Origin of the sequence: Mucilaginibacter celer (genome assembly GCF_003576455.2) — a bacterium.
GTDB lineage: Bacteria > Bacteroidota > Bacteroidia > Sphingobacteriales > Sphingobacteriaceae > Mucilaginibacter > Mucilaginibacter celer.
In genome coordinates, this window is the sequence record NZ_CP032869.1 from 2,250,711 (window position 1) to 2,262,948 (window position 12,238).

The 12,238-nt window shown below is 44.5% G+C and carries 10 protein-coding genes; 5 read left to right on the forward strand and 5 right to left on the reverse strand.

Features of this window, described 5'->3' with window-relative positions; all coding sequences use genetic code 11:
* Positions 1 to 203: 203 nt before the first annotated feature.
* A complete protein-coding gene (locus tag HYN43_RS08960; RefSeq protein ID WP_119411374.1) occupies positions 204 to 977 on the reverse strand; it encodes a ThuA domain-containing protein in 774 nt (257 codons plus the stop codon).
* A 455-nt stretch (positions 978 to 1,432) separates the two neighbouring features.
* Here HYN43_RS08960 and HYN43_RS08965 point away from each other — a divergent pair, with 455 nt between their 5' ends.
* Both HYN43_RS08965 and HYN43_RS08970 read left to right on the forward strand, forming a co-directional pair.
* Positions 1,433 to 4,489, forward strand: a complete 3,057-nt coding sequence (locus HYN43_RS08965; protein WP_119411375.1) for a SusC/RagA family TonB-linked outer membrane protein — start codon at positions 1,433 to 1,435, stop codon at positions 4,487 to 4,489.
* Positions 4,490 to 4,514: 25 nt separating this feature from the next.
* Positions 4,515 to 6,107 carry a SusD/RagB family nutrient-binding outer membrane lipoprotein gene (locus HYN43_RS08970; protein ID WP_119411376.1) on the forward strand — a complete coding sequence of 531 codons (1,593 nt, stop codon included), beginning with the start codon at positions 4,515 to 4,517 and terminating at the stop codon, positions 6,105 to 6,107.
* Between the two features lie 150 nt (positions 6,108 to 6,257).
* Here the strand turns inward: HYN43_RS08970 and HYN43_RS08975 are convergent, their stop codons facing one another.
* The 3 genes from HYN43_RS08975 to HYN43_RS08985 all read right to left on the reverse strand — a co-directional run bounded on the left by HYN43_RS08975 (position 6,258) and on the right by HYN43_RS08985 (position 8,940).
* Positions 6,258 to 7,232, reverse strand: a complete 975-nt coding sequence (locus tag HYN43_RS08975; protein ID WP_119411377.1) for a YeiH family protein — start codon at positions 7,230 to 7,232, stop codon at positions 6,258 to 6,260.
* Between the two features lie 93 nt (positions 7,233 to 7,325).
* Complete coding sequence (locus tag HYN43_RS08980; protein WP_119411378.1) at positions 7,326 to 8,180, reverse strand: pirin family protein; 855 nt, start codon at positions 8,178 to 8,180, stop codon at positions 7,326 to 7,328.
* 67 nt (positions 8,181 to 8,247) lie between these two features.
* On the reverse strand, positions 8,248 to 8,940 hold the full coding sequence (locus HYN43_RS08985) for a class I SAM-dependent methyltransferase (RefSeq protein WP_119411379.1): 693 nt from the start codon (positions 8,938 to 8,940) through the stop codon (positions 8,248 to 8,250).
* 160 nt (positions 8,941 to 9,100) lie between these two features.
* On the opposite strand from HYN43_RS08985, the gene HYN43_RS08990 reads away from it, so the two are divergent.
* Together HYN43_RS08990 and HYN43_RS08995 are read left to right on the forward strand one after the other, a co-directional pair.
* Positions 9,101 to 9,805 (forward strand): DUF92 domain-containing protein, encoded by a 705-nt coding sequence (locus HYN43_RS08990; RefSeq protein WP_119411380.1) that lies wholly within the window; start codon positions 9,101 to 9,103, stop codon positions 9,803 to 9,805.
* A gap of 4 nt (positions 9,806 to 9,809) precedes the next feature.
* On the forward strand, positions 9,810 to 10,601 hold the full coding sequence (locus tag HYN43_RS08995) for a M90 family metallopeptidase (RefSeq protein WP_119411381.1): 792 nt from the start codon (positions 9,810 to 9,812) through the stop codon (positions 10,599 to 10,601).
* On the opposite strand, the gene HYN43_RS09000 is transcribed toward HYN43_RS08995, so the two are convergent.
* Positions 10,594 to 11,406, reverse strand: coding sequence for an MBL fold metallo-hydrolase (locus HYN43_RS09000; RefSeq protein WP_119411382.1), 813 nt, complete (start codon positions 11,404 to 11,406; stop codon positions 10,594 to 10,596). The genes HYN43_RS08995 and HYN43_RS09000 overlap by 8 nt on opposite strands.
* Positions 11,407 to 11,505: 99 nt before the next feature.
* Between HYN43_RS09000 and HYN43_RS09005 the strand changes: the two genes are divergently transcribed.
* Positions 11,506 to 12,165 (forward strand): YceH family protein, encoded by a 660-nt coding sequence (locus HYN43_RS09005; protein WP_119411383.1) that lies wholly within the window; start codon positions 11,506 to 11,508, stop codon positions 12,163 to 12,165.
* Positions 12,166 to 12,238: the final 73 nt, after the last annotated feature.

A 12,238-nucleotide genomic window follows, 5' to 3' on the forward strand; every position in this document is an offset into this window, starting at 1 on the left:
CCATGTAATAGCCGGCTGATTGTGAGCCGTAATTTAATCAACATTTTACATATACTACACAGTTAAATATTGTAAACCAAGTGCAGTTTGCCTTATTACGCTGGTTTTAAACCCGCAATGGATTGCTGTAGTGGTATTGTAGTGGTACAAAAAAATAATGTTAAAATAACACGTATCGGCAGTTTTTTAGCCATGGGAGCAACCTATGGCTTATCCGCGGCCCAGAATATGGCGTTCCGGAACAAGGTGGTAAAGGCTACATCATCAAAAAGCTGCGGAAAATGGCCCATGGCGATGTACACATTCCGGGCTTTAACATGCTCGTTGCTCCAGATTACCGGGTGATCGCCCATTTTTACATCTTTTTTGGGGAGATAGGTAGCTTCATCAATACTGGCCAAAACGTGCACCCCGGCCCGCGGGCTCTTGTTGTAGATATACCACTCATCTTCGGTTATAAAGCTTAATGGGAGGTTTTTCATCACCGGGTGCTTCGCATCCTCTACATGGAGCTCGGCAGCTGTGCCGCCGGGGATATGCAGCTTAAACTCGATACCGCCCATAAAATCCGAATACCATTGCCACATCGGGTACCCATCAAAAACACCAAGCAGCGTAGGATGATGAAAACCTACCCAGCCGCCCCGGCCATTTTCAATATAATCTGTAAAGGCATCCTGCGCTTCCTTTTCCCAGGGATATGGAGGGTAATCCAGCTGGATAAAAAGTTGGTATTGCTTCAGGGACGCTTTATTAATTTGTTTGGTGTCGCTGATGTAATCGACGGTGAAATTGCTGTCGGCAGCCAGCTTATTTAGCCAGGATTTAGCTGCTACGTCAAATAAGGCATGCCCTCCGCCGTTTTCGGCTATAGCTATTGCCTTGAAGCTGGGTTTGGCAGCCTGCTGGGTGTAGCCTGTTATACTATATAATAATAGCAGCAAACATAATAGTGTTAAGGCAATAGGTTTTTTCATAGTAATTTAACGAAGATAGTTTTTGGTAATATTGGTTTAACCTGCACAGTATATATTGTTTACCTGCGGGGTGCTGCAATGATAGATGAAACTTTTTATTTGATGGTTAAAGCCCTGAAAAGTAGTGGTGAAATAGAAGGCCTTGGACAGGGACAATCAAAATTAAATTTTGAAGTACTCTAACTGCCTGAATTTAATGTGCGTTCGGATTAAGTTTTTAAAAATAAACAACAAGTTTTAATGCTTTTTAAATAAATGTAACAACTTGGGTTTTTCCGGAGGCTTAGTGCAATTTTTTACTTAGTCTTCTCTTGTAACATCTCCATTACAATTATTATTTCAATACACCACTACATTACCACTACCTGCCTTCAAAACGTGTGTAAGCATTAGTTTTTCATTGTAAGTTCGGTCTGTACAACATATCTCATTTCACCTCTTAAAATTAATTGTTTATGAAAAAACTCTACATGTTAGTGGTTTTTCTGGCATGCTGTATTATGTACGCATCAGCCCAGGAAATTACCGTTAAAGGTACCGTAACCGATTCGCAAAACTCACCCCTCCCGGGTGTTAACGTACGAATTACCGGAACAACCAAAGGTACCTCTACCGACGTAAATGGTAAGTTCAGTCTGCAGGCCCCGGGCAACGGAACTTTAACCTTCTCTTACATTGGCTATGTTAGCCAGACTGTAAGTATCTCCGGCAAAACGGTTGTAAACGTTACGCTGGCCAATGATTCAAAAATGCTCGAAATGGTTACCGTAACCGCCCTCGGTATCGAGCAAAAAACAAAAACACTTACTTATGCTACCCAAAATGTTGGCGGTGCCGAGCTGGAAAAAGTGAAGGACGCCAACTTTGTTAACTCACTTGCAGGTAAAGCTGCGGGTGTGGTAATCACCAAAGGTACCGGCGGCCCTGGTAGCGCCTCGAGGATTGAGCTTCGTGGTGCTAAATCAATCGGCGGTAACAGTGCGCCGATCTATGTGATTGATGGTATTCCCATCGGCCAGGGCGCGGGCGGTGTAAACTCGGGTTTGGGCGATGGCGCAGGTATCGATCCATTATCAAACCTCAACCCCGATGATATTGAAAGTATCCAGGTGTTGAAAGGTGCTTCGGCGGCGGCGCTTTATGGTAGTGCGGCGGCAAACGGTGCCTTGTTGATCACCACCAAAAAAGGCAAAGCCGGTGCAACCCGGATAGATTTCAACTCATCATCATCATTTGAAACCGCTGTTGGTTTGCCGGTAACACAAACCCGTTACGGCCGTACTGCTCCAGGTGCCAATGATATGTGGGGTGGTAAATCATCAGGAGCTACCAACGCTTTTATTAAGGGTTTTTACAATACCGGTCAAAACTTTTTAAACAGTGTTTCCTTATCATCAGGCAGTGAAAAGGCACAGGTTTATGTATCTTATGCCAACACAAAAGCTAACGGTATAGTTCCCAACAATTCGCTGCTGAAGCACAACTTCACTTTACGCGGTACCGGTAAATTTTTGGATGATAAACTGACTTTGGATGGTTCTGTAAACTACATCTACCAGAAACAGGAAAATCCGCCTAAAGCAGGCCGTTATTACAGCCCGATGTTCGGTTTGTACCTGTTCCCTACGGATGATAATTTTTCAAAGTATGATAAAGATCATTTCGAGGTATATGATCCGTCGCGCAAACTTAGCGTACAGAACTGGCCTTACATGAAAAACGAGTTTTCATCAAACCAGAATCCGTACTGGATAGCTAACCGCGATTTGTCTGAAAATTTCTCTTCACGTTACATATCTTCATTCAAAGCCAAATACGATATCGCCAAATGGTTATTTATCCAGGCACGTACCACTTTAGACGCTTACAATTACCGTAACGAATTTAAGGCTTACGCTACCACCGACGCCATTATCCTCGGCGATCTGGGCAGCAGGAACGGTGCCTACAACGTAAACCAGGGCTATGGTACACACCTGTATTCAGATTTCCTTGCATCGGCAAATACCAGTATCACCAAAAATGTTTCGTTAGAGGCCACCGTTGGTGTGAGTGACGACAGGAGTTTTGATTACAGCACCTATACAGGTAGCAGCTACTCGTTCGGTATGCCTTATGCCAACTATTTCTCGTTGAACAATTACGATCTGGATCATCCTTTCGATATTAACGAAAATGAAGGTAAGGGTATTAACCAGGCCGTATTCGGCACCGCTACTATCGGTTATAAAGAGACTGTGTTTTTGAATGCAACCGGCCGTAACGAATGGTCGTACACTACGCCTAAATCATATTTTTATCCTTCGGTAGGTTTATCTTATGTGTTAACCAAAACTATCGGTACATCTGATATTTTGTCTTTTGCCAAGTTGCGCGCCACTTATGCCAACGTAGGTAAAGCACCGGGCAGGGGAGCAAACAACTATAACCCGCCATATTCAATCAATCACACTACAGGCGGTACAAATGCCATCAACAACCTGCCGTACTTCGACCAGGAAAAAAATTACTATCCAAGCGTAAAACCCGAGCGTACCAAAACCTACGAGTTTGGTGCCCAGTTAAAGCTGTTTGATAAACTGGATATCGATCTGGCTTATTACGATGCCCATACCAACGATCAGATCATCACCATTGCAGCGCCAACCGCTTCGGGCGCGCAGAACTTTATCCTGAACGGTGGCCAGATCCGTAACTTTGGTTTTGAAGGCACCATTGGTTATAACGCCCGTTTTGGTGACCTGCAATGGACTCCGGCGTTAAACTTTTCGCGCAATATTAACCAGGTAAGGCAGTTAAGCCCGCTGTTCACTGCCGATAGGTATACCATTGCAAGCTCGGATGATTCGAGGTTGGTAGGTACCTATTTAACCAAACCTAAAGATGGTAAATACGGTGCATTCGGTGATTACTACGGTCGTGCAATCATCAAAAACCCGGATGGAAGCATTAAGGTTGATGACCAGGGTTTGCCGGTATTAACCGATGCAGCTTCAACTTATGTAGGTAATCCTAACCCTAAATTCCTTGCGGGTTTCAATAACAATTTCCGTTTTAAAAACATCAATTTATCGTTTTTGGTAGATAGTCGTTTTGGCGGACAGGTGTTTTCTTACACCGAAACCTGGCTGGATTACAAAGGTGCTTCACAACGTTCGGCCGATGCGCGCGATGCAGGTGGTGTTTTGGTGAACGGCAAGAAAGTTAACGCGCATGATTATTACAGCCGCGTATCTGGCGGTGCTGATAACGGTGCGGTGCCTGAGTATACTTACAGCGCAACCAATATCCGCTTACGCGAACTTACCCTTGGCTACACCTTTAAACTTGGTGATAAATCATTTAAAAACCTTAACGTGGCGTTTATTGGTCGTAACCTGTTCTTCTTCCACAAAAACTCGCCGTTTGATCCGGAGCAGTCCATTTCAACCACCACCAATACTATGGGTATAGATGCGTTTGGTGTGCCGGCTACCCGCTCGTTCGGCTTTAGTGTTAAGGCATCACTTTAATGTTTAATTATTAACGATTACAACAATGAAAAAAACAAGATATAAAAGAAGTGCAAAAATTGCATTGAGCACCATGGTGTTGCTGTCGCTTGCAACATCGTGTCGTAAAGATATGAATGGCCTTAACCAGGATTTGAAAGCCTTGCCGCAAACCTCGCTCGAAATTGACGGAAAGGAAGCCAGCGTTTTGTTACCCGGTATGATGACCAACATCCAATCGCAAACCGACTGGATCTACCAATTACAGCAAAACCTTGGTGCCGATGATTACAGTGGTTATATGAGTATCCCATCGGTATTTCTGGGTAATGTAAATAACGTAACCTATGCTTTTGTGGATGATTGGGTTAATTACATCTGGGATACCCCGTCGAGTAATATCCTCAACACCTGGCTGCAATGGAAACTGAAGGGCCTTGATAAAAAATATCCTGATTTATATGGTATTGCACTGATTGTAAAAGTATTTGGTGCGAGCCGCGCGGCAGATGCTTTCGGACCTATCCCTTACAGCAAATTCGGTAACTCAAGCAATGTTACTTTTGATACCGTACAGGAAGAGTATAATGCTTTTTTTGCCGATCTGGACCAGGCTATCACCCTGCTTTCGGCAGTTGAAGATAAAACCCCGAATGTAGACCAGATTATTTTTGCCCCGGTTGATAAAAGCACCTTTGGCGGCGATTATGCCAAATGGATAAAAACGGCCAATACTTTAAAACTGCGTTTGGCAATGCGCATCTCAAATGTTGACCCTACAACAGCAAAAAAACAGGCCGAGGCTGCCGTGAGTAATAAATACGGTGTACTGGAGGCTGCCGATGGTTCATTTTTGATGAATGTATTAACGGTAAACCCATTGAATACCATTACCAATGTTTGGGGCGATTTACGTTTGGGTGCACCTGTAGGCTCTATCTTAAACGGCTACAAAGATCCGCGTTTGCCAATTATGGCGCTTCCGGCTACTGATGCAGCGCTGGGCGGAAAGATTCAGGGCATCCGCACAGGCATCGAACTTACAGCTAACACCTACAGCAATTTCTCAAAAATAAATGTACCTGCCAACGCGCCAATGAAAATTATGGACGCCGCCGAAAGTTACTTTTTACGCTCGGAAGGTGCGGTGCGTGGTTGGAACATGGGAGCAGGTACCGCGAAAAGCTTTTATGAAACCGGTGTGAAAACCTCATTTTCGGAGTTTGGTGCAAGCGGAGCCGATGCTTACCTGGCAGATGGCACTTCAACCCCCGAGGCCTATGTTGATCCTAAAAACAGCAAAAACAACGCACCGCCGTTATCAGACATCACCATTAAATGGAATGACGGCGATGCCACCGAGAAAAAGGTGGAGCGGATCATTACCCAAAAATGGATAGCAATGTTCCCTGAAGGTTGCGAGGCCTGGGCCGAATTCAGGCGTACCGGTTATCCAAAGCTTTATCCTATTACGGTTAATAACAGTGGCGGCAAAATAGCCAATGGTGCGTTCATCAGGCGTTTCCCTTATACCACAACTTTTACCAACTCGTCAAAAGCGCAGGTTGATGCAGCTGTGGCCAAAGAATTTGGCGGTGTTGACAGCCCTGCCAAAAAACTTTGGTGGGATGTAAAATAACAGATCAGTTTATTGGTTAATAAAAAGCGGGCCAACCGGTTATGGTTGCCCGCTTTTTTGTTGTGTGTGGCTGGACTGTTTAGGCTTAGGCATGTTCCACATCGTCATGATCGGTACCCACAATCACATCATGCCATTGCTCAATTCTTTCTATGCCAGATGCACTACAGCATACAGCGCCGCTGCTGATATGGCAACCCAAAGCGTAACACCCTGTAATAAAGGTTTTAATCCTACCGATGCCAGTACTTTGCGGGATAGCCCAGCACCAATCAGGAATAATGTAAGCGTTAATCCGGTTTTGGCGATGTGAATTATATACGGGCTGATTAGTTTAACAACCGGCAGATAAGTATTGGCAAGCATTGCCAGCACAAACAAACCGATAAAGTAGGGGATACTAATTTTGCGCGATTGGTTTTTAAATATAAAGGTAGATATGAATGCCACCGGTATAATCCATAAAGCCCGCGCCAGTTTAACTGTAGTAGCAACTTCCAGGGCATGTGCCCCATATTTACTTGCCGCCCCAACCACCGAACTGGTATCATGTATGGCGATAGCGCACCACAAACCAAACTGTGTTTGTGATAAATTGAGGTAATGACCGATTAGCGGGAAAACAAACAAGGCGATTGAATTAAGTATAAACACACAACCCAGGGCCACTGAGATCTGCTTTTCTTCGGCTTTAATAACCGGAGATATGGCTGCAATGGCGCTGCCGCCGCAAATGGCTGTACCTGATGAGATAAGGTAAGAAGTTTTCTTTTCGATATTTAACCAGCGGCCCATCAGCGTACCAAACAAAAGCGTACCGATAATAGAAGCGATAGTGAACAAAACACCTTCTTTGCCGGCTTGCAACGCACTATGCACATTCATCCCGAAGCCTAAACCCACTACCGAAACCTGCAATAATATATGAGTAGCTTTGTGATTGAGATGCAGATAGGGGTGGCCCGAAAATTGGGCCACAATCAGGCCCATGAATAATGCTATCGCGGGACTCATAAAAGGCATCAGGCATAGCACTATACAAACGGCGAAAATTATTTTGCGTGCATTTTGATTGAGGTTTAGCAGCAGCCCACCTGTATTGGTTATTTGTTGTTGAGTATTCATTTTTCCTTTGTTTTGATGATACAAAGGTGAATGAAATCATGATTGCGTTTTTATCATAAAACGCAATGTTCAATAACCAAAAGTAATGAGTAGCTAATAATTCAATGTGCCGAATACGCCATTGTGATAATCGGCAATGGCCTGATCCACCTCTTCGGCTGTGTTCATTACAAAATTATCTTTAGCTGCAACAGGCTCTTCAATAGGTTCGGCTGAAAGGAAAAGCACCTGTGAATCTTCGGCGGCAATTACAGTGATATCCTCATTTTCTTTATCAAATACAATAAGGTTGTATTGGGAAACCGCTTCATCGTTTACAATAACTGATCCGCGAATAATATAAAGTAATGTCCAATAGCCGGGTTCTGCTTTAAAATCAACCTGCTTTCCGGCTGCAACTGTACCAACAATCGAAATAACGGGACTAAAGTTTTCAATAGGCCCGGTTTGGTCTTCGTAATTGCCGCTGGCCAGTTTAAAATCGAGCCCATCGCCTTGTAAAACTATGGGCAACTCATCTGCAGTGGCCGCCTGGTAAAACGGCTCATCCCATTTTTTAGCAGCAGGGGCGTTAATCCAAAGCTGGATCAGTTCCATTACGCCGCCGTTTTTTAGTAATTGTTCTGTTGGCCCCTCGCTGTGCATAATGCCCTTGCCGGCAAACATCCATTGTACACCACCGGCTTTAATTATTTTATCGTTGCCGGCATTATCCTTATGATAACCCTCGCCCTGCAACATAATAGTATACGGGCTAAACCCGCGGTGCGGGTGAGGGTGGATCCGTAATGTTTGCCCCGGCTCAATCACTTGCGGCCCCATATGGTGTAATACTATAAATGGATTGGCAAACCTGAAATCCTTATGCGGAAGCGGCTGCCTAACTGTTTCTTCGGCGGTAATTTTTTTTTCGCGACCGGCAAGTATATGGGTGATGGCTTTTTTCATGGGAGGATATTATCCTGATAAAAATAGGTTGTTATGTATTCAATTCAAATAGCCAATGTATATCAACTTATTTACTGAGGATTAACCTCACTAAATATTGCTTAAACTCATCCTCCAATAAAACTTCCATATCAAACCCGGCTTCGTTTACAATAGGCTCGAGCGTTTTTTCATCAACATAAAGCCAGTGGAACCAGTCGGTTTTTTGGCGGTTGTATTGGTATTGATATAGCAGTTCGCCGTAATACCCTTTTTCCGGTAAGCCGCTCTCTTCGTACAGGTAAGCAATGTCTGATGAATCGAACAGCATTTGCCCGCCCGGATTAAGCAGCGACTTAATATGATGCAGAAACACTTTTAAATTTTCGAGTGTGCCCGTCAAGCCGATGCCGTTCATCAACAATAGCAATGTATCAAACTTTTCCTCATCGTACCTGAATATATCGCCTTTAATTACTTTTTGAACACCTCGCGCAGTCATCACATCGCAGGCCATCGGTGAAATATCCAGTGCCGTAACATCAAAGCCGCGCTCCTGCAATATCAACGCGTGGCTGCCCGCACCCGCGCCGATATCCAGCACAGTTCCGCGGCATTCGTTCATGGCCAGCCATTCAATATCGGGCATATCATCTTCATCCCTGAAATAAATATCAACGGGCATTTCTTCCTTAGGGCCATATTGATTATTGATCCAAAGCTTATGATTGGCCAATTGATGATAATGATCATGTATGGCCTGGCCAAGTATATCCTTCATGTGCCCAAAAGTATGAATTGAAAGTTTAATTTAGCCGCTTGTTAAGTGGAAAGTACTAAGTCGGTAGTCATAAGTCCTCAGTCGAAAGTAGCGAGGTTTTTAATTTTTTGACTAAAGACTTAGGACTTTCGACTGAAGATTTAAAACTAAATACAAAACCATGTTAAGCTACCTAATCCTGGCCATAGTTTTACTCACAGGCATTACTTACAGCATTGCGGCCCGCAAGTTAACGGTAGTTGCCGCCTTAACCGGTGCCGCGGTAGCATGCTCGGTTTTTGCAGGCGGAGGTTTTACCGGTTTGGCTATGATGACCACCTTTTTTATTTTAGGTTCGGCCGCAACATCCTGGCAGCTTAAAGCCAAGCAAACCATTAATGCCGAAGAGAAGGGCAGGCGTACAGCGGGGCAGGTTTTGGCCAATGCCGGTACCGCCGGAATTTGCGGAGTGTTGGTTTTACTCATTCCACCTCAGGCAGTTTTATTTCAGCTGATGATGGCTGCCAGCCTGGCATCGGCAACTGCCGATACGCTTTCTTCAGAACTTGGTATGGTTTACGGTCGCCGTTTCTTTAATATCGTTACGCTGAAGGCGGATGTGAGGGGGCTTGATGGTGTTATAAGTATAGAGGGAACTTTAACAGGCATTGGCGGGGCGGTTGTGATCGCGCTCATTTATGCTATCGGGCACGGATGGAGCATATGCCTGTTATTGATAATTTTGGCCGGAGCGCTTGGCAATATCACCGATTCGGTTTTGGGAGCGGTTTTAGAGCGCAGAGGCATTATAGGCAACAATATGGTTAACTTTTTAAACACCCTTGCCGCCGCGCTTTTTATGTTATTATTTTATTTAATTTTTTAAAGAAATGCTTCCGGTAATTATCGCTATTATTCTGATTTTCATTGTTTTTTATTTTTTTAGGAATAAAAAGAAAGCGGATATACTATCATTGCCGCCCCTTAATATTAAGCAGCTTTTAAGCACACATATTCCTTATTATCAAAAACTTGATGATGAAAACAAAGCTGTATTTGAGCAAAAAGTCGTAGAATTTTTATCCGGAATAACCATTGAAGGTGTAGGCACAACGGTTGATGACGCAGACAGGATCATGATAGCCTCAAGCGCGGTGATCCCGATTTTTGGTTTTAACGATTGGAAATACCGCAATCTTACCAATGTGATCCTGTATCCGGATACGTTCGACAGTGAATTTCAGTTTGAGGGCGAAAACCGGAGCATTTTGGGCATGGTTGGTACCGGTTATATGAACGGGCAAATGATCCTCTCGCGGGCAGCTTTATTAAAAGGTTTCGGCAAATCGGCAGGAAAGGAGAATACCGCTATTCATGAGTTTGTGCACCTGCTGGATAAGGCCGATGGTGCTACCGATGGCGTGCCCGAAAACCTGCTGGCCCATGAATATGTGTTGCCCTGGGTAAAAATGATCCACAGGGAGATCAATAAAATAGAGCGTGGCAAATCGGATATCAATCCCTATGCCATTACCAACGAGGCCGAATTTCTGGCTGTGGTATCAGAATACTTTTTCCAGAAGCCTGATCAGCTTAAACATAAACACCCTGAATTGTATGATATGCTGAGCCGCATTTTTTCGCAGGATCCTGCAGGTGGCGATGATATGTTGATTAGTTAAAACCGAGATCCAGTTGCCCCAAGGGCTCGTGCTGAATTACATTGGCACTGATATGGTATACCGGTGTTTCTTCGTAACGCGAAGCGATAATAATGTCCACGCCCTCGGCACAGGCTTTAAACAGGTCTTCCACCAGTTTGGGGTCGTTATTGTTTTTGGAGAGGTGGGAGAGCAGCAGGTGGGTCATGTGCGCCGGGCGATGCGTGGTGAATAAGCTTAGGGCCTGTTTGTTTGATAAATGACCTTTGCCACCCCGGATCCGGCGTTTTAAATGGTAAGGATAACCGCCTTTATCCAGCATATCATCATCATAATTGGCTTCGAGGAAAGCAGCGTGACACTGGCTGAAATAGCGGATCAGCTGATCGCACACTATGCCCAGATCGGTAAATACACCCACTTTTACATCGTTACATTGCACTATAAAGCTATGAGGCTCGGTAGCATCGTGCATTTTAGGAAAAGAAGTAACTTCCAGTGTTCCGATATAAACGGTTTGAAAGGCGCTGAGATGATGAACCATAAAATAATCTGTACCGCTTAGGTGCAGCAAAGTTCCCGGTGTGATGTATACCGGTAAATTGTATTTTTTTGCCAAAACAGGAATGCCGCGGATATGGTCTGAATGCTCGTGAGATACAAAAATAGCTTTAACCTTTTGCATGGACAGGCCAAGGCGTGCCATGCGTTTTTCTGTTTCGCGGCAGGAGATGCCTACATCAACCAATACCGCTTCCTGATCGTTCCCCACGTAATAGCAATTGCCGTTACTTCCCGAATTTAATGATGTAATGAATAACCCCATGAAGATACAAAGTAAGCAAATATTTAAAATCCTAAAGGTTTTAGCATTTAAAAATTTGCGATTTTTTTTGACGCTATAAAAACCTGCTTATATTTAGCCATGGATTCACCGCAAACTTTACCCGTACTTGATGCCGAAGAATTACGCGTGCTTGGCACCCTGATGGAAAAAGCCAAAACCACGCCCGATTATTACCCCATGACGCTTAACAGCCTTGTAGCTGCCTGCAACCAGAAAACATCGCGCAAGCCCGTGGTTAATTATGATGATGATACGGTTATTAACGCTCTTAACTCGTTAAAAAAACGCGGACTGATCTCGACAGCTACCGGTGGCTCTATCCGTGCAGTAAAATACAAACACAATTTTGCTATTGTTTACCCGGTAATCCCATCCGAAGTTGCCATTATTTGCCTGCTGATATTACGCGGCCCGCAAACTCCCGGCGAGCTAAATACAAACAGCGGCCGGATGTACGAGTTTGAATCGATAGAGGAAGTGCAGGAAGTGTTGGATAAACTGGCCGGCGAAGAAGTACCCTACCTTGTACAACTACCAAAACGCCCCGGGCAAAAGGAAGTGCGTTATGCCCACCTGCTTGGCGGCACGCCTGAATATAATGAAGACGAACCGGAGGTTGAAGCATCCTCAGGCAGATCGTCTTCGGCGCTTGAGGCAAGGCTTGCTGCGGTTGAACAGGAATTGTCAGGTTTGAAGGAGACTGTGGCCAGGTTGATGAAGGAATTAGGGGTTGAGTAGATCAGAAAAAAGACTCTGAGCGTTTGAACAGCAAGCCCGTCATTTCCGAATGGTCTTGTCTTTTTTTACCCGA

Bases quoted from the DNA above. Each gene is read 5' to 3' on its own strand.
- HYN43_RS08960 (WP_119411374.1), bottom strand. From the start codon at position 977: ATGAAAAAACCTATTGCCTTAACACTATTATGTTTGCTGCTATTATTA.
- HYN43_RS08970 (WP_119411376.1), top strand. From the start codon at position 4,515: ATGAAAAAAACAAGATATAAAAGAAGTGCAAAAATTGCATTGAGCACC.
- HYN43_RS08975 (WP_119411377.1), bottom strand. From the start codon at position 7,232: ATGAATACTCAACAACAAATAACCAATACAGGTGGGCTGCTGCTAAAC.
- HYN43_RS09005 (WP_119411383.1), top strand. From the start codon at position 11,506: ATGGATTCACCGCAAACTTTACCCGTACTTGATGCCGAAGAATTACGC.
- HYN43_RS08990 (WP_119411380.1), top strand. From the start codon at position 9,101: ATGTTAAGCTACCTAATCCTGGCCATAGTTTTACTCACAGGCATTACT.
- HYN43_RS08965 (WP_119411375.1), top strand. From the start codon at position 1,433: ATGAAAAAACTCTACATGTTAGTGGTTTTTCTGGCATGCTGTATTATG.
- HYN43_RS08985 (WP_119411379.1), bottom strand. From the start codon at position 8,940: ATGAAGGATATACTTGGCCAGGCCATACATGATCATTATCATCAATTG.
- HYN43_RS08980 (WP_119411378.1), bottom strand. From the start codon at position 8,180: ATGAAAAAAGCCATCACCCATATACTTGCCGGTCGCGAAAAAAAAATT.
- HYN43_RS09000 (WP_119411382.1), bottom strand. From the start codon at position 11,406: ATGGGGTTATTCATTACATCATTAAATTCGGGAAGTAACGGCAATTGC.
- HYN43_RS08995 (WP_119411381.1), top strand. From the start codon at position 9,810: ATGCTTCCGGTAATTATCGCTATTATTCTGATTTTCATTGTTTTTTAT.